The sequence below is a fragment of the Enterococcus sp. DIV2449a genome, assembly GCF_051711225.1.
In the GTDB taxonomy this organism is placed as follows: Bacteria; Bacillota; Bacilli; order Lactobacillales; family Enterococcaceae; genus Enterococcus_D; species Enterococcus_D casseliflavus.
Genome location: NZ_JBIOME010000001.1, coordinates 3,065,515 through 3,083,067 on the forward strand (window position 1 = coordinate 3,065,515; position 17,553 = coordinate 3,083,067).

Genomic DNA, 17,553 nt, shown 5'->3' on the forward strand with positions numbered 1-17,553 from the left:
GGCCAAAAAAAGACCTGATCGCATGCTTGCTGATCAGGTCTTCTCGCCTTAAAGACATTTGTTTCATCCCCGAAAGGATGTCCTCTTTAATGATTAATGGATCGCGCCGCCAATTGCTTTTAGATCTTCTTTGTCGGCATAATCAACGATGGCTTCCACCGCTGCAATCAATCCTTTGGCGATGTCTTCGATGCTCATTGCAGGCTGTCCTGCTTTATCGACGACTTGCTGAGGAATAAACGGTACGTGGATAAAACCACCCTTCATTTCAGGGTATTTTGTATCGATCATGTATTGTACTTGATACATGATGTGGTTGCAGACGAAGGTTCCAGCAGTATTAGAAACGGCTGCAGGTATTCCTGCTTTTTTCATGTTTTCTACCATTGCTTTGATCGGCAGTTGTGTGAAGTAAGCAGGCTTCCCTTCTGTTTGGATCGCTTCATCGACGGGTTGATTGCCTTCGTTATCAGGAATCCGGGCATCATCCACATTGATCGCCACTCGTTCTGGTGAGATGGCAAACCGTCCACCCGCTTGGCCAATGTTTAAAACGACATCTGGGTGGATCTCTTCAATTTTCTCTGCGACGATCGCTGCTGATTTCCCAAATACAGTGGGGATCTCTGCTTTCACGATCTGTGCACCATGAATTGTATCTGGCAGTAATTTCACTGCTTCTAAGGCAGGATTGATTGCTTCTCCGCCAAATGGATCAAATCCAGTAATTAATAGTTTCATTTCCATCATCCTTCCCTCTTTGTTTTACCACTAAAATGCCCAAAAGTACATTAAAGCGATGTGGATCACTAACAATAATAAAGCAATTGGGGCTTGTGCTTTAATGACACCATTGGGGTCTTTCATCTCTAACAAGGCCACTGGCAGTGCATTGAAATTGGCTGCCATCGGAGTCAGCAATGTGCCACAAAAACCAGCGGTCATTGCCAATGCACCAGCAACGACTGGGTCGCCGCCTTGCGCCATCACAAAAGGTACACCGATGCCTGCAGTAATAACGGTAAATGCCGCAAAACCATTTCCCATAATCATAGTAAAGATCATCATTCCTAAACAGTAAGCCACGACACCGATAAAACGATTGCCTTCTGGCACGACACCAGAGATTCCTTGAGAAATCACATCACCGACACCAGCAGCGTTAAAAATGACACCTAATGCTGCTAATAACTGCGGCAAGATACCGGCAGTTCCGACTTGACGAAGCATTCGATCGGAATCGTCTAGCACTGTTTTTGGTTTAGCGGAAGTCAACACGACTGCCAACAAGAGTGCTAAGATCGATGCGATCCCGATCCCAACTTGGCCCCCTAATGGCGTATAAGAAATCACTACAGCGATCAATGCTAAACTGATACATGGCACGAAGATCGTACTACCGATCCGTTTAGCCGATGCTTCTGCTTTTTCATCATCCACGTCCACGATTTTACCGATCTGTACTTGTTTGAAGAAGGTCAAACAGCCCATCAAAACGATCAAAATCCCGTCCACAAGATACGGCAAGAAATTCCCGAAAGCAAAGACGACCCCTAGCAGTAACCAAAAGGCAGAAGTGCCTAATCGGGTGGGATGATCCGCTTCACGAAAAACCCGTACAGCCGTCATGATCGACAGCAATCCGATCAAGATATAAAAGAATTCCAGTAATCCGTTAACGATTCCTTCCATCTATTTGTCCTCCTTCTTGCCATATTTTTTTGCTAATTTACGATCAAAGAGCAGGTTCGACAATGTAGCAATGACTAAGACGATCAATGCGATCGGCAATGAGGCTTGCGCGATCGAACTAGCTGCCACATCGTAGCCAAGAGATTGCAATGTTCCTACGATCAATAGCACACCAGAAGCAGCCACGAAGGTATTTTGCGCAAAGAAATTCCCGAAGTTTTCGTTAGCGGCAGCCCGAGCTTTGATTTTTTCCTGATCTTTTTCATCCAGTTCCCCAAATTTGTTTTCCCCAGCAGCTTGCGCCATCGGGTTAACGATCGGGCGGATAAATTGTGTATGTCCTTGGATCCGAATAGAGAAAAAGCCAGCAAGTTCTCGAATAAACAAGTACAAGCTCAAGAACTTCCCTGGTGTTAAGCCTTTGATCTTTTCAATCAATATGACTGCCTGCTGCTTCAAGCCAAAACGTTCTGACAAGCCGACCATCGGTAGTGTCAGTAAGAACAGCGTAACGAGTCGATTATTGACAAACGCTTCTCCTAACATTGTTAAAAAATCAACAACAGAAATCCCCGACACAAGCGCGGTGACAAAACCAGCAACGATTACGACAGCAATAGTATCTAGCTTCAGCAAAAAGCCGACTAAAATAACTAGAATACCAATTAATTTAATCCATTCCATCAAATCATCCTTTCACGATAAGTTATTTTTAATGGATACCAGCTTTTAGTATAATCTATTTTTTTCTTGTAAAACAATGTTTTTTGAATTTTCTTTCGAGGAATACGCTTTCTTTAATACGTTTTTTAATTACTTAGATAGTAAATAACAAAAAGAAGAACTGCGCTTGTGCAGTCCTTCTTTTGCTTTTTACGTTTAAGAAGCGGAGGCTTCTTTTTTCATTTGTTTGCTTCGCAGCTGTCCGCAAGCTGCGTCGATATCTGTCCCATGTTCTTTACGAATCACGCAATTGATGCCGTTTTTCTTTAAAATGTCATAAAAGGCTAACACATCCGCTTTTTTACTTCGAGCGTATTGGTCATGTTCATTCACTGGGTTATATGGGATCAAGTTGACGTAGGACAATTTCTTTTTATCCTTCAATAAAGCTGCCAACTGACGGGCATGTTCTGGCCGGTCATTGACATGATCCAGCATGATGTACTCAAACGTGATCCGACGATTGGTTTTTTCTAAATAATAATCGACTGCTGCCATCAGCTTTTCAATCGGGAAACTCCGATTGATCCGCATCATGGAGGTTCTGACTTCGTTATTTGGGGCATGCAGCGAAATCGCTAGGTTCACTTGCAAGCCGTTCTCCGCAAACTCTCTAATTTTATGCGCTAAGCCGCTGGTTGACACAGTAATATGCCGCGCGCCGATCGCTAAGCCTTTCGGGTCATTGATGATCTGTAAGAAATGCATCACATTGTCATAGTTATCAAAGGGTTCGCCGATCCCCATGACCACCACGTGAGAGACTCGTTCCCCCTCATTGCGTTCATCAAAATAGTGTTGTACTAACATGATTTGAGCCACGATCTCGCCTGCCGTTAAGTCTCGTTGCTTCTTTAATAACCCACTGGCACAAAACGTACAGCCGATGTTGCAGCCGACTTGGGTCGTCACACAAACGGACATGCCATATTCTTGACGCATCAAGACCGTTTCAATCATGTGATTGTCTGGCAATTGGAATAAATACTTGACGGTTCCGTCACTGGCTTCTTGTACCACCATCTGTTTCAGAGGATTGATCACAAAGGCTGCCGACAGTTTCTCAATCAAAGGTTTCGGTAGGTTGGTCATTTCTTCAAAGCTGGTTACTCGTTTTTCATAGAGCCACTCCCACACTTGGTTGGCACGGAATTTCTTTTCATTTTGTTCAGTTATCCACAAAGATAGATCTGATTTGGTAAGTCCATAAATCGATGGGTTCACTTTTTTCCCTCTTTTCAAACTAGTCGCTACATACTATAACTGAATTCTTTGTGAAAAGCAACCGTACATTACCTGATCTTCAAAGCATTCTAGCCGCACGCTTTTGTGGTATTCCTCTTTTTTGAAGATGCTCTTTCTTCCATTCATTGAATCTGAATCCATAGGAAACCTCTCACAAAGACCTGCATGAAAAAAACAAGCAGTGGCAGAACCTGCTCCGATGTACGAAACGGAGCGGCTCTTTCCTGCTTGTTTTCATGAGGGGGCTGTTTCCTGGTGCGCGTTACTTTCATTACATGATCACATTTCAAAAGAAAGTACTTTGCCTTCTTTGGCAGTCAACATGCCCCGTTGCGGCGGCTGCAGTTGCAAATAAAGTTGTAACGACATTTCTAGTATCAGCTCTTTGTCTCCCTGCTGAAAAACGCCGTAATAATGTGTCTGTTCCCGCTTTTCTTCATATGTATGACTGACAAGGTAATACCCTTGTTCCATGGTTTCGTTGCGCTTTTTGGTTTCTGAAAGAAAACGGCGAATATGTTTATAAGTAAAGAGAATCAATAAAATGACAACTACTATTAATACTACATACCCCATTGCTTGTTTTACACCTCGATCGTTGATGTAGCAAAGGTCGGCTCCACACCAATACTGATCATCAAAGCAGCATCGACTTCACACATCACTTTATCGTCTAAATGACAAACTTTTTCTTTCAACCGACTTTTGTCGATCGTGCGGATCTGTTCCATCAAAATGACGGAGTCTTTGCCAATCCCTGTGCAAGAAGCGGAAATTCCAATGTGGGTTGGTAATTTCGGCTTCGCCATTTTTGCCGTGATCGCCGCAATGATCACGGTGGGACTGAAGTGATTGCCCAAGTCATTTTGAATGATCAAGACCGGTCGTATTCCGCCTTGCTCCGATCCAACGACTGGTGAAAGATCGGCAAAATAAATATCTCCCCTTTTTACCATAGGACCACCCTAACTTTTATATTCTCGCGGAACCCTTGCTGAGAGGGTGCACGCTACTTCATAGTGAATCGTTTCTAACTGGTCTGCAACATCCTGCATCGTAATTCGTTTCCCATGATTCTCACCAATCAACGTGACCGTTGTACCGACAGCAAATGCTCGCGGCAAACGAATCATCAGTTGATCCATACACACCCGACCGACGATTTCACAAGGTTCGCCTTCTACTAAGAGTGAGAAGCCTTGCATTTTTCGTAACCAGCCATCCGCATAACCGATAGGCACAGTGCCGATCCATTCCTGACGGGGCGTGATATATGTCTCACCATAGCCAATCCCCGCTCCTTTTTCAAGTAATTTCACTTGGATCAGTTCAGAAACAAGTGAAAGGGCTGGTTTTAAGGAAAATGGTTCCTTCAATGCATGACCTGACGGATTCAATCCATACATCGCGATCCCAAAACGGACCATATTCCCAACGGCCTCTTTGTGCCACAAGGAGGTCGCGCTATTGCCTGTATGTATATATGTCGGCAAATAAGGCAAAACAGTTAAGACTTCTTTAAACCGCTGGTGCTGTGTTTCCCAATAAGTTGTATCAGCTTGATCGGCTGTGGAGAAATGGGTAAAGATTCCTTCCCAATCAAAAGAGGGGTGATCTTCTAACCAAAGAACGGCTTGGCGCACTTCTTCGGCAGTCAAAAAGCCGATTCTCCCCATACCAGTATCCACCTTGATATGCACTTTAAGCGGCTTATTTAGAGGGTTCTCCTCTAAATAAGCGCCTGCTTCTATCAACCAGTCCATCGAAGCGACTGGAAATGACAAATCATAGGTCGTCAGCAAGGAAATATCACACACGTTCACGACACCTAAGATCAAAATCGGGTCAGTGATCCCTGCTTCTCTCAATTCGATCGCTTCATCGATCGTCGCAACGCAAAAACCATCTGCGCCGCCTTCTTTGGCTGCAAGAGCGGTTTGAACCGCTCCGTGTCCGTAACCATTCGCTTTGACCACCGCAAAAAGAAATGTCTCGCTTGGTAAGTGAGCAATCTCATGTTTGATGTTTTCGGTAATCGCAGTTGTATCAATTATCGCTTTCGTTGGTCTATGGTAAGCAACCACCATTTCCAGTTCCTTCTTTCTACTAGTGCTTGATCAGATGAACAAATTAAGTTGGTTTTATGTAGTCGGCTGTTCGTCCATGAAGTATCAAAGTCTTCTTGACTGACAGACTACTTCAACTTGGTTTATTCACTATCTAGTACTTCTAAAATAATTTGTGCAAAAGCAGTATCATTTGTATGGGTGATACTGACAAACGTTTTTTCTAAAGGATGCGGTGCTTTAGTAACGATCGGTGCACCGAATTCATTGGTCAAGACTTCAATATCATGAAAAGAAACTTTGCCGATCCCTGTCCCCCAAGCTTTCGAGAACGCTTCTTTGCAGGCATAGCGCCCACCAAGGAACTCTACCTGACGTTTCAGAGGCAAACGTGCAAATAATTTTGCTTCCTTCTCTGTTAAAATACGCGTTATAAACTGAGGTTTTTTTTCAATTAATTCTTTCATTCGAGGCAGCTCGACTGCATCGATCCCGATTCCTTTGATCATTCTTTTCTCTACCTTCACCTAAGATAGGGTTTTCCAAATTGGAAATACCCCTTGTTCAGCTAGTTACCATTCTACCAAAAAAATGGCGAATTACCATTCAAATCTGACGAGTTTATACGGAGATTAAGATTTTCAATCGCTCATATTTGTTTTTTATATAAAAAAGACCTTGCAAGTTTCCTTACAAGGTCCACAAACTTAATTAGTCTTGGTTATTTCTGATTACGAAACCGCGTTTTTTGTCGTTGCTACGGCGATTGTTTTTACGGGCACCATCTTTTGAATAGTTACCACGGGCTTTATTGCCGTTGCCGCCGCCACGGTTCCCACCGTTTTCTTTACGGTTACGATTGCCGCCATTGCTGTTATTGCTGCGACGTCCGTTTTTATTGAATGATTTTTTTCCTTGAGGTAATGGGCGTTCTGGTGTGATTTTGACTGGTTCTAAATCAGCTGGATCTTTCGCCATTGTTTTTAGAAGCAGTGCTGCTAAATCTTGTGCAGAATAACGTTCCAAAAGATCGTCGGCTGCTTGCAAGTATTTATCCAAACCATTTTCATCCAATTTTGTTTCAACGGCTTCGATTGCGGCACCTAATTGACCTTTAAATGCTTCTTTTTCGGTTGGTGGGCGCATTGGTGTCATCCGTTTTTTCGTTAAGTTTTCAATGACATGCAAGTAGCTCATTTCGTTTGGTGTAACGAAAGTCACTGACATTCCGCCTTTTCCGGCACGACCTGTACGTCCGATCCGGTGAACATAGCTTTCAGGATCTTGAGGGATATCGTAGTTGTAAACGTGTGTAACACCAGAAATATCTAATCCGCGAGCTGCTACGTCTGTGGCAACTAAGATATCTAATTGACCACTCTTAAATGAACGCAAAACGCTCATCCGTTTTTGTTGAGAAAGGTCCCCGTGAATGCCTTCAGCTTTGTAGCCACGGGCTTCTAAACCACGTGCCAATTCATCAACGCGACGTTTCGTACGACCGAAAACGATCGTCAATTCAGGTGATTGCACATCCAACAAACGAGTCATGACATCGAATTTTTCGTAATCTTTTGAGCGAACATAGTATTGATCAATCAAATCAGCGGTCATTTCTTTGGCTTTGATTTGAACATGTTCAGGCTCTTTCATGAATTTCACGCCGATATTTTTGATTGCTGGCGGCATTGTTGCTGAAAATAGCAACGTTTGACGAACATCTGGCACTTGGCTGATGATTTTTTCAATATCTTCCAAGAAGCCCATGTTCAACATTTCGTCTGCTTCATCTAATACAAGCGTTTCAACCGTACCTAATTTTAAGGTGTGGCGGTTGATATGGTCTAACATACGTCCTGGCGTACCAACTACGATATGGGGACGATCTTTTAATTGACGGATTTGACGGCCGATATCGGCTCCACCGTAAACTGCTTGAACGCGAATTTTTTTGTCTTTACCAAGACGATACAATTCTTCTTGGGTTTGGATCGCTAATTCACGGGTTGGGGCAATCACTAATCCTTGTAGTTGATGGTTCGCTGGGTCGATTTTTTCTAACATTGGCAAACCAAATGCGGCGGTTTTACCAGTACCGGTCTGTGCTTGACCGATCACGTCTTTGCCTGCTAAGGCTAATGGAATCGTTGCTTCTTGGATGGGTGTTGCTTCTTCAAAGCCGGCACGCTCAACAGAAGTCAATAATTCGTTGGATAATTCTAGATCTTTAAATTTCAAATGGATCCTCCTAGGCTGGTCATCTTTTCGATGCCTGTTTTTCTATCATCGAAGCGTAGGTTAGTTCTTCAGAAACACAAGAGTAGTCCCATTTACTCTTATCTTTCTCTCGGTACCGAAAAACCGCTTCACGAAGGCATTATAAAAGGCTAAAACAAGTGTTGTTTGTCTCAGCCATCATTTTATCTCAAAACGTCAATGTTTTTTACAGTAATCATTCTGTGCTTCATCTTTCGGCGTTAGATAAGTATAACACGTTTTGAAAGTTTCAGCAAGATTTCAACTCCGCTTTACATTCCTTTTAGTGCATCAACGACTTCACTCAGGCCCATGCCATTGCTGCCTTTGATCACTAGGCTATCGGAAGGTTCTAAAGTTTCTATTAAGGAGGCGATCAGCTGTGGTTTTTCATCAATCGCAAAATAGCGCACCTTGTCAGCAAGGGCAGTGTTCGCTAGTCGTTTTTGCAATGCCTGCATTTCTTTGCCATAAAGGAAAACTAGCTGGAACGAGTCATCCAAGTGTGCGGCCATCTGCTCATGCATTTGTGCAGAATCTGGTCCTAATTCAAGCATATCTGCCAATACGGCGATCCGTCGTCCTGCTAAAGGCAATTTGCGGAAGCTATCCAATACAAGACCCATGGCCGTCGGATTGGCATTGTAAATATCGCTCAAAATCGCTGCCCCATTACCAGCAGTCACCCATTGGGTCCGATTTTTCGTCAATTGAAAATGCGCCAAGCCTTCCTTGATCGCTTCATCTGCTACACCAAAATGACGTCCTATCCCAATCGCGATCAAGGCATTTTTGACATTATAGCCGCCTAAGACCGGTAAGGTAAAGGTGGTACCTGCAACCGTAAAAATCGTCTGATCTTGCGATTCCTCCACGATATCTCCTTGTAGATCTCCCTCAGTTAAGCCAAAAGTTTCAATGGTCTGCATTAAATTGGGAACAAAGGGCTCTAACAATGGTTCATCAGCTGGCAGCATAAAGAAGCCGTCTTTTTTCAATCCTGCGGTGATCTCCATTTTGGCTTTGGCGATCCCTTCTCTGGACCCTAAGTTTTCAATGTGGGCTTCGCCAATCAACGTGATAGCGGCAGCGTCAGGTTCTGCTAAGCGTGAAAGGACTTCGATTTCACCTGCATGATCCATTCCCATTTCTAAAATCAATACTTGGGTATCTTCTGGCGCATGCAAGATAGTCAAAGGCACGCCTAGTTCATTGTTGTGGTTGCCTTGGGTTTTATAGGTCTGGTACTTTTGGGCCATGACCGCTTCCACCATATCTTTGGTGGTCGTTTTCCCGTTACTTCCAGTAATACCGATGATTTTCGGTGCAAGCTTTTCTTTATACGCTCGTGCCAATTGTTGGAACGCTTTGACGTTATCCGTGACAGGAATCACAAGGATGTCTTGCGGCGGTTCGATCGTAGGGTGGCTCCACAGTGTGGCGATCGCCCCATTGTCTTTGGCTTGTTGGGCAAATTCATGTCCGTCACGGGTACCCGCTAAGGGAACAAAGAGACTGTTTTCTTTGATCAGACGGCTGTCGAATTCCACAGAGGCAAGTGGCGTTTCATTTTCAATTTGCTGACCAAATACGGCAGCGGCTTCTTTTACAGTAAAATTCATCAGGTTCGCTCCTTTTTCCTAAAAAAAGAAAGCACAAGATCGCTTCAAGTATTTTCCTTGAGTTGAGCTGGCTTTCTTCCTGCTATTTATTCTGCTTCGTTTTCTGTTGCTTCTACATTGGTCAAGAACGAACGTCTTTGATTGAAACGATTCATCCCTAATTGGATCAATTCTTCGATCAAATCCCCATAAGGCAAGCCGGTCTTCTCCCATAGCAGTGGGTACATGCTGAATTCAGTGAACCCTGGCATCGTGTTCAGCTCATTTAAAAAGAGCTCATTTTTATTGGTCAAAAAGAAATCACAACGGCTCAATCCGCTGCCGCCTAACATCGTATAGGCTTTTTTCGCAAACTCTTGAGCTTTGGCTTGTGTTTCTTCTGGAATTTGTGCAGGAATCTGCATCTCGATTCGGTTGTCAATGTATTTGGAATTGTAATCATAAAAGGCAACATCTTTTACGATTTCTCCCGGCATTGTGGTCCGAACGTCTTCGTTTCCAAGAACGGCTACTTCGATCTCACGGGCTTCGATTCCTTGTTCAACGATCGCTCGGGTATCGTAGCGATACGCTTCTTGTAGCGCATTTTGCAGTTCTTCACGGTTCTCGGCTTTCGAGATACCGACACTTGAGCCCATGTTGGCAGGTTTGACAAACATTGGATAAAGCAGACTACCTTCACATTGATCGAAAATCTTTTTCGGATTTTCTTTCCACGCATTTTTCAAGACTGGTACATAGGGAACTTGCGGAATCCCCGCAGCTTGCAAGATATACTTGGTCATGATTTTGTCCATCCCACAGGCACTAGTCAAGACACCGGCTCCGACATAAGGCATTCCGATGGTTTCTAAAAACCCTTGGATCGTGCCGTCTTCGCCATTTGGTCCGTGAAGTAAAGGAAAGACGATCGCGTCTTCTTCGTAGATTGCCCCAGGTGAAATTTCTTCCCCTTTGGTTTCTTCATTGGTCAATGCCAAAGTAACTGGAGACGTTGGCGCCTCAGTCAATAATGGGCCTTTTAACCAGCGTCCTTCTTTGGTGATCATTACTAATTGAACTTGGTAGTAATTATAATATACAGCATTAACAACTGAAAAAGCGGATAACAGTGATACCTCATGTTCTGCACTGCGTCCCCCGTATAATAAAATGATTTTCAAAAGAATTTCCTCCTGTATTCATTGATTCTACCAAACTAAGTCTTCCACATTTTAGCACAAAATCGACCAACCGGCATTAAATCTTGCAGAAATTTCTTTAAGCTTACACAGTCGTTAGTTGAATGTTTTTCATTTTGTCAGTACTATGAATATATCACGGCACGTTTAAAGAGGTGGGACCTATGACAGAACAAACCGCTCCTTCTAGAAAAGGACGATTAAAACAAATCGTTCAAGTCTTTTTGAAATACAAAGTCGTTCAAAATATCAGCAAACAGCAGCACCCCGAAATGGTGCGTCAAGCGTTTGAAGAATTAGGACCAACATTTATCAAAATCGGGCAGATGCTTTCGGTCCGCAATGATCTGCTTTCCAGCACCTTTGTCGATGAATTCAAGCAGCTGCAGGACAATGTCAAAAGCGATCCATTTCCCAAGGTCAAAGCACTGCTGGAAACAGAACTGCAGCAGCCGCTAACGGAAGTTTTTTCCGCTTTTGATGAAATTCCGGTCGCCTCAGCTTCCATCGGACAAGCCCATCGAGCAAACTTGCTCAGCGGCAAAGAAGTGATCGTCAAAGTGCAGCATCCAGGGATCATTGCGGCAATTCAAGTGGATCTCGATCTTTTTGAAAAAGCCCTGCCGTTGGTTCGCGCAATTCCAGAAGCCAATGTGGTGGATTTAAAAAGCGTGCTAAGCGAAGTCCGACGATCACTTGCCAATGAAACAAATTTTTTACAAGAGATGAAAAACGCACAGGAATTCTACCGCAACAATCACCAAGACCCGCAGTTGGCATTGCCAAAAGTTTATCCCGAATGGTGTACCCAAAAAGTATTAGTCATGGATTACATGGCAGGTGAAAGCTTGAATTGCTTACTGACCCGCAAAAATCAAGACATCGTTTATGACAATCAGTCCGTTAAAGCAGTGAAAAAACAAGTGGGGACGCTATTAGTCGAAAACTTTATGAAACAAGTCTTTGAAGATGGCTTCTTTCACGCTGATCCACATCCTGGCAATCTTTTCTTGCATGTCTTCACGGATCAAGCCAACCGCCCACAACCATTTCAAGTCAAGCAGCGCGTCGGTGTCCTCGGCGGGGTCGATTATTCGTTGAAATGGCAAGAAGAAGCTGTCATGCCGCCTTACCAAGTGATTTTCTTGGACTTTGGGATGATGGGTCATTTGGATCAGTCTTTACGCAGCCGTTTAGCCGATGCGTTGATTGCTCTTTATACCCAAGACACCCAAGAAGTCGGCAAAGCCGTCTTGCGGTTGTGCAACAGCAGCGGCAGTTCCTTTGACGAAGTCGCCTTCTACCAAGATCTGCAAAAATTTGTTGAAAACTACTATAATATGCCGCTAAAGGATATCGACTTGCAAAAAGTGATGGCGGAAGTCATCACGATCTGCCATGATAACCAACTGCAGATGCATCGAGACATCACCTTGCTGATCAAGGCTTTTGGTACCTTGGAAGGTGTGATCAAAGCCTTAGATCCCGAATTATCAATGATGGAAGTCACTCAGCCTTTTGCACAAAAATATTTCCTGCAGCAGCTGAGTATTGAAGACGAGGTGAAAAAAAGCGCCTTGGCAACCGCAAAAAGCTTGCGGGCACTTAGCCATCTTCCCGATCGGACCTTGGCTGTCTTAGACACTTTTGCGACTGGTAAACACCGACTGAATCTAGAGATCCGCGAACAAAAGCAGCTATTGGACCGCTTTGATCAGATGGTCAATCGACTGGTGATCGGTATTATTCTAGCTGCGGTCATCCTTGGCTCTTCCTTATTGGTGGTCGCCAGCCCGCAACAAGGAGCCTTCGTCCATCAGATGGGAATCTTCGGATATACCTTAGCATTTTTCGCGATCGTGGCTTTAGTCAGCAAATACTTCTATGATCGTTTTCGCAAGAAATAAATAAGCACCTTCAATTCCCGTGGTTCATGCAGAAGCTGGGTCTTGAGGGTGCTTATTTTGCAAGAGTCTGTCGCAATTCGTTTTCAAAGATTCGTTTGAAGGCTTCCCGATCCTCTTTCGTAAAGGGCTTCGGTCCTTTTGTACGCTTGCCTGCTTTACGCATCTGCGCACCTAAGTAGCGTTGTCCAAGTAAAAAATCGATCGTTTCTGGCAAATACTCTGTGCCGTTATGGTGAAAAACCCGCGCTTTTTTCGGCAAGACCAAAGAGGCTAACCCATAATCTTGGGTAACGAGAAAATCACCGGGCTCTATTTCCTTCACGATTTCATAATCCGCACGATCCGAGCCTTTGTCGACATAGACAAAGTGAACATGGGCAGGATAATCTTTGGTCGTGTAATGATCGACACTGGTGACGATCACCACCGGCAGCTGATATTGCTGAGCCAGCTCAATCACTTCGTTTTTCACTGGCGATCCATCGCCGTCAATAAAAAGTCGCATCTTTACACTCCCCTCACAAGTTTCTTCGTTTACAATTACTTCTATTGTAAGAGGAGCAAGGCGAAGATGCAAGCAGACTTTACAGCCGTTTCCTTGAGGATGTATTTAAAGCCTCAAGAAGAGCAACTGCCTCCGCCCTAATAACTAGCAGCTACCCTAAGCAAAGCTTATCCTTCAACTTTAGAAAATGCTCGCTCTTTTAGCTCATAAACGACATCGCAAGCCTTGGCTACTTCTTGCTCATGGGTCACTAAGATAATACATTTTTTTTGCTCATGAGCAATTTCTTGAAATAGTTTGACGATCTCTTTGGACGTCGTTTCATCCAAGTTTCCAGTCGGTTCATCGGCTACGATCAGCTCATGCTCACAGCACAATGCGCGAACGATCGCCACCCGCTGCTGTTGCCCACCCGATAATTGGGTCACTTTTTTCAGTGCCAGCTCTTCCGTGATGCCAACTTTGGCTAAGTTGGCTAAAGCATAGGCCTTTTTATCAGCTTGCTGCGACTTCGCGATCGCCATCGCTGTGATCACATTGTCCAGTGCCGACATATAAGGCAATAGATTATACGCTTGGAACACGATGGAAACATCTTTGCGGCGGTATTCTCGCAATCCGATTTTTGCTAACGTTTCTTCATTGTAGAAAATCTTTCCTTCTTTCGGTGTATCTAGGCCCGTGATCAGTGACAGGAAAGTTGTTTTCCCCGATCCGCTAGAACCTAAGATCGCATACATCTTGCCAGGTTCAAAGGTCAAATCAACGTCACGAAACAGCGCTTCTGCTTCGCTTTGATACCAATATCCTAATTGTTCTGTTCGTAATGTCATGTCGTTCCTCCTAAGAAACCAAGATTTTTTTCGGATTCAACCGCAAAATGCCCGCGGAAGAGAGTAAGATCGAGCCAAAACTGATCCCTAGACCGAGTAATGCCAATAAACCAATTTGTTGAGGGGAAACGGTGATTTCTAAGGACTCCACTTCTGCTGATTGGGTGAAGGATGGGAAAGAACCACCACGATTTCCGCCCATTTGCGGCATCTCCCCGCCTCCAGGACCAGCGTTTTCAGTGGCTGCTTGATCAGTCGTTGTCTCTGTTTGTTGTGCCAATAATTGCTCTCCGACGGCATTCCCGACAAGATTGCCGCTAGCGGCCGCGATCCCTAAAGCAAATACCATACAGACAAAAATCTCTGTGAAAAACTGTAGGATCACTTTAGCCCGTGACTCGCCTAAAGAGAGCAATACACCAATCTCATAACGACGTTCCCTAATCGACATCATCACGATCAACGTCAAAATAATGATACCGGCAGCAGCAACTAACACAATAATATTTTTTGCAAAGCTAGCGACATTATTTAATGGTGTCAGCATCGACTGATACATTTGATCGTTGGTTTGAATGCTGTAGGTTTCTGTATCGATCAACCCTTCCGCTTCTTCCACGAATGCTGTCATCTCAGACGGATCACTCAAGGTATAGGTTGCCGAGTCAATGGTGTCCTCATTGCCGCTCAACGTATTGGCAAGGGTATAAGAAGCAAAGATCGTGTTGGCTGGATTGAGAAAGTTGAACATTTGGCTCATGCTGTTGCCTACTTCACTCGTTTCATAGATTCCCTTGATCGTCACTTCGACTTCATTGTCCTCTGCATCAGTAATCGAAAACGTATCTCCGACTGCCAAATCATTTGCTTCGGCTAGTGAGGATTCGATCAGGACTTGGTTCGTACCTTCATCCTCAGAAGTAATGCCTTCTCCATCCGTGATTGTCGCTGTTCCTTCCGAAAAAGTCGTATACGCCGCACTGCTTGATACACCAGTGATTTGGAAATCACCCGTACTCATATTCCCGCCAGGCATTCCTCCTGGCATACCGTCCATTTGCCCCGTCTCGCTGCTATCGGTTGCTTCTGACTCTGTCGATGAGTCACTGCTGGAGATCGGTTCGATCCCGCTGACGGCATCAGCAGAGGTGCTGACTTCAAAACTATATGAGGCAACCCCGTCTAAATCGGCGATCGCTTGGGCATCAGTAATCGCTACTGGTGTCGATTGAAAACTCCCTGGATCTGGTCGGGTGCTTTGGTCATCGCTGTCAGAAGAAGAGCTCCTTTGCTGAAAAGCCTGCTCGCGGTTTGCTTGCAACGTCACAGTTGCGCCAACACTTTTCTGGGCATTTTCAGTCGCTACTAGTGCCGCACTGCGAATCGTCAGACCCGCCAATACAAAAATAAAGATTGCAGAAAACACGGCGATCAGCAACAGGCTCCGGCCTTTTTTCGCCCATAAACTTTGGAGACCTCGTTTCAAAAAATTCATCTTTGTTCCTCCTGAATGGCAAATTATTGTATTTCGACTATAAGAACCTTAGCTTAAATTGAACTTAAATCTTCCCCTGATTTTTCAAAACGTTGGAACAGACCGCAGCTGTCTTCTGCGATCTGCACGTTTTATTGATGACCCCAAGGGAATGATCGAGGAACCTTCAACTAACGGCCAAAGCCGCCGCCCATTTGATTGGTTGTCGCTGTAGCTCCTGATTGGGTCAAGTTGGCGATCGTTTCCGTGACGGGCAACGTTCCTAATTCCGTCCCATCACTAAGGGTCCCACCAGCATAATAACCAGAAACAGCTTGCGCATCATTCGTTCCCCCACTGACCAATGTATAGCTGCTATCCGTCAAATCTGGGCTAGAAAGAACCACATGTTGGTAGCTTTTACTTGGTGCATAGGACAAGATCGTCTGTCCTTGACTATCCTTTAAGGTCATAAGGGTCTCTGCTGCTTGGGTTTGATCGAAACTGATCCCGATCGACTGTTGACTTCCCCCACTGACATTCATGGCCATATCGGTCGTACCAGCAGCTAACAAGACACCGCCAGTGATTTCAAACGTCCCGTTATAATCCAAAGCGCCATTGCCACCGGTCGTTGGACCATTTACGATGACGACCCCATCACTCATAGTGACATTGCCGTTACTGTCCAGGCCATCCCCTTCGGCATCGACCACCAACGTCCCGCCAGTGATTGTGATTTGTTTGCTGTCATCTGCGGTATCGCCACCGCCAGGACCGCCACCAAAGCTGTCTTGCCCAAATTGGCCAGTGGTTTCCTCTGTATCACTGCCGCCACCGGCATTGATCCCGTCATCGCTAGCCACGACGTGTGTCGTACCACCAGCAATCGTGATCACACTTGCTTCTAGTCCTTCATAGGATTCTTCGATAGCAATCGTCCCATCGGAGATCGTCAATTCATTGTCCGCATGTATGCCGTCGTCACCACTGTTGGCAGTGATCGTACCACCTGTGATGTTGATGGTATCATTGGCATGCAGGCTATCATCTGCACTATCGATCGCAAAGGTACCGCTGCTGATGGTCATCACACCGCCAGCTTTCAATCCTTTGTAGCTTTCATCCGTCACTAGCGACTGACTTTGTGCCCCGTCAGCCGTTTTGATCGTGAGATCGGCTGATTGGATGCTTAAATTTGTTTCTGCTTGGATGCCATCACGCCCACTTTGGATCGTAAAGGTACCGCCATCGATCGCAACGTAGCCTTTTTCCGCATCTTCCGAATTATTCGCTTGGATGCCATCTCCTTCAGTGGTGTTCAGCGTGTAGTTCCCTGCCAAGATCGACACGGAATCTTTTCCTTTGATGGCATTGTTTTTCGCTGTGATCTCAATCGTGCCACCAGCTAAAACCAAATCATCTTTGCTGCGCAGCCCGTTGCTGTAATTTCCTGTGATCACCAACGTTCCATCACCGTTGATGGACAAATCTTCTTTACTATAAAAAGCGGCATCTGGTTCCGTCTCACCTTCCGCCAAGGTGTAGCTGCTGCCATCTATCAGAGTATTTGTCGTATCACTGGCTAAGGTCGTGATGACTTTTTCTGCTTGTTCGATGACGACTGCCGCCCCATCTTCATTGGTGATCGTGACACCCGCAAAGATCAGATGGACTTTTTCTTCTTTATTGACGTTGACAACCAGTTGACCATTACTTAAGGAACCGCTGACGACATAGGTACCAGCTTGCGTGATCGTCACCGTTTGGTCTTCCACTGCAACGCCATCAACAGCCGTCGTATCGCCGTCATTCAATTCAAGTTGCGTGGCGGTCGCCTCATCGTAGGAGGCATCCACGTCTTCTTCTTCGTAACTGCCATAATAGTCCGTAGCATCATCAAGAGTCGTTGCAACGTTGGTCACTGCGGCAGAACCTGAAACAGCCGCTGCAGAACTGGAGCTGCTGCTCGTGCTACTACTATCGGTTTGCCCACAAGCGCCTAGGAGCAGCGATGAGAGTAAGAGCGGATAAATGAGTTTTTTCATA

Annotated in this window: 16 protein-coding genes; 1 reads left to right on the forward strand and 15 read right to left on the reverse strand. The window is 45.0% G+C overall.

The features are described 5' to 3' along the window. Positions 1-93 precede the first annotated feature (93 nt). From pcp to IGI76_RS14585, 11 genes are all read right to left on the reverse strand, one after another. A complete protein-coding gene (gene pcp / locus IGI76_RS14535; protein ID WP_333718768.1) occupies positions 94-741 on the reverse strand; it encodes a pyroglutamyl-peptidase I in 648 nt (215 codons plus the stop codon). 30 nt (positions 742-771) lie between these two features. Further along, the gene (locus tag IGI76_RS14540; protein ID WP_005233677.1) at positions 772-1,692 is read right to left on the reverse strand and encodes a DUF979 domain-containing protein; all 921 of its coding nucleotides are present in this window, start codon (positions 1,690-1,692) and stop codon (positions 772-774) included. After that, complete coding sequence (locus IGI76_RS14545; RefSeq protein WP_010749105.1) at positions 1,693-2,376, reverse strand: DUF969 domain-containing protein; 684 nt, start codon at positions 2,374-2,376, stop codon at positions 1,693-1,695. It lies immediately after the preceding gene. Between the two features lie 195 nt (positions 2,377-2,571). Next, entirely contained in the window at positions 2,572-3,639 is a 1,068-nt protein-coding gene (rlmN, locus tag IGI76_RS14550; RefSeq protein ID WP_275853967.1) for a 23S rRNA (adenine(2503)-C(2))-methyltransferase RlmN, read from the reverse strand. Positions 3,640-3,939: 300 nt separating this feature from the next. Then, on the reverse strand, positions 3,940-4,236 hold the full coding sequence (locus IGI76_RS14555) for a hypothetical protein (protein WP_121260681.1): 297 nt from the start codon (positions 4,234-4,236) through the stop codon (positions 3,940-3,942). A gap of 8 nt (positions 4,237-4,244) precedes the next feature. Next, positions 4,245-4,616, reverse strand: coding sequence for a type II toxin-antitoxin system PemK/MazF family toxin (locus IGI76_RS14560; RefSeq protein ID WP_005227961.1), 372 nt, complete (start codon positions 4,614-4,616; stop codon positions 4,245-4,247). Between the two features lie 9 nt (positions 4,617-4,625). Then, positions 4,626-5,747, reverse strand: coding sequence for an alanine racemase (alr, locus tag IGI76_RS14565; protein ID WP_121260679.1), 1,122 nt, complete (start codon positions 5,745-5,747; stop codon positions 4,626-4,628). A 122-nt stretch (positions 5,748-5,869) separates the two neighbouring features. Next, the gene (gene acpS / locus IGI76_RS14570; protein WP_015510424.1) at positions 5,870-6,235 is read right to left on the reverse strand and encodes a holo-ACP synthase; all 366 of its coding nucleotides are present in this window, start codon (positions 6,233-6,235) and stop codon (positions 5,870-5,872) included. Between the two features lie 202 nt (positions 6,236-6,437). Next, positions 6,438-7,964 (reverse strand): degradosome RNA helicase CshA, encoded by a 1,527-nt coding sequence (cshA, locus tag IGI76_RS14575; RefSeq protein ID WP_121260677.1) that lies wholly within the window; start codon positions 7,962-7,964, stop codon positions 6,438-6,440. A 290-nt stretch (positions 7,965-8,254) separates the two neighbouring features. Further along, on the reverse strand, positions 8,255-9,604 hold the full coding sequence (locus IGI76_RS14580; protein WP_333718769.1) for a UDP-N-acetylmuramoyl-tripeptide--D-alanyl-D-alanine ligase: 1,350 nt from the start codon (positions 9,602-9,604) through the stop codon (positions 8,255-8,257). An 86-nt stretch (positions 9,605-9,690) separates the two neighbouring features. After that, positions 9,691-10,767, reverse strand: a complete 1,077-nt coding sequence (locus IGI76_RS14585) for a D-alanine--D-alanine ligase (protein ID WP_333718770.1) — start codon at positions 10,765-10,767, stop codon at positions 9,691-9,693. 182 nt (positions 10,768-10,949) lie between these two features. Between IGI76_RS14585 and IGI76_RS14590 the strand changes: the two genes are divergently transcribed. Continuing rightward, on the forward strand, positions 10,950-12,692 hold the full coding sequence (locus IGI76_RS14590; RefSeq protein ID WP_081116884.1) for an ABC1 kinase family protein: 1,743 nt from the start codon (positions 10,950-10,952) through the stop codon (positions 12,690-12,692). Positions 12,693-12,744: 52 nt separating this feature from the next. On the opposite strand, the gene IGI76_RS14595 is transcribed toward IGI76_RS14590, so the two are convergent. From IGI76_RS14595 to IGI76_RS14610, 4 genes are all read right to left on the reverse strand, one after another. Beyond that, a complete protein-coding gene (locus IGI76_RS14595; protein ID WP_015510428.1) occupies positions 12,745-13,197 on the reverse strand; it encodes a YaiI/YqxD family protein in 453 nt (150 codons plus the stop codon). A gap of 167 nt (positions 13,198-13,364) precedes the next feature. Next, positions 13,365-14,030 (reverse strand): ABC transporter ATP-binding protein, encoded by a 666-nt coding sequence (locus tag IGI76_RS14600; RefSeq protein WP_333718771.1) that lies wholly within the window; start codon positions 14,028-14,030, stop codon positions 13,365-13,367. Between the two features lie 10 nt (positions 14,031-14,040). Continuing rightward, positions 14,041-15,525 carry an ABC transporter permease gene (locus IGI76_RS14605; RefSeq protein WP_333718772.1) on the reverse strand — a complete coding sequence of 495 codons (1,485 nt, stop codon included), beginning with the start codon at positions 15,523-15,525 and terminating at the stop codon, positions 14,041-14,043. Positions 15,526-15,695: 170 nt separating this feature from the next. After that, the gene (locus IGI76_RS14610) at positions 15,696-17,552 is read right to left on the reverse strand and encodes a carbohydrate-binding domain-containing protein (RefSeq protein ID WP_123834479.1); all 1,857 of its coding nucleotides are present in this window, start codon (positions 17,550-17,552) and stop codon (positions 15,696-15,698) included. Between the last annotated feature and the right edge of the window lies 1 nt (position 17,553).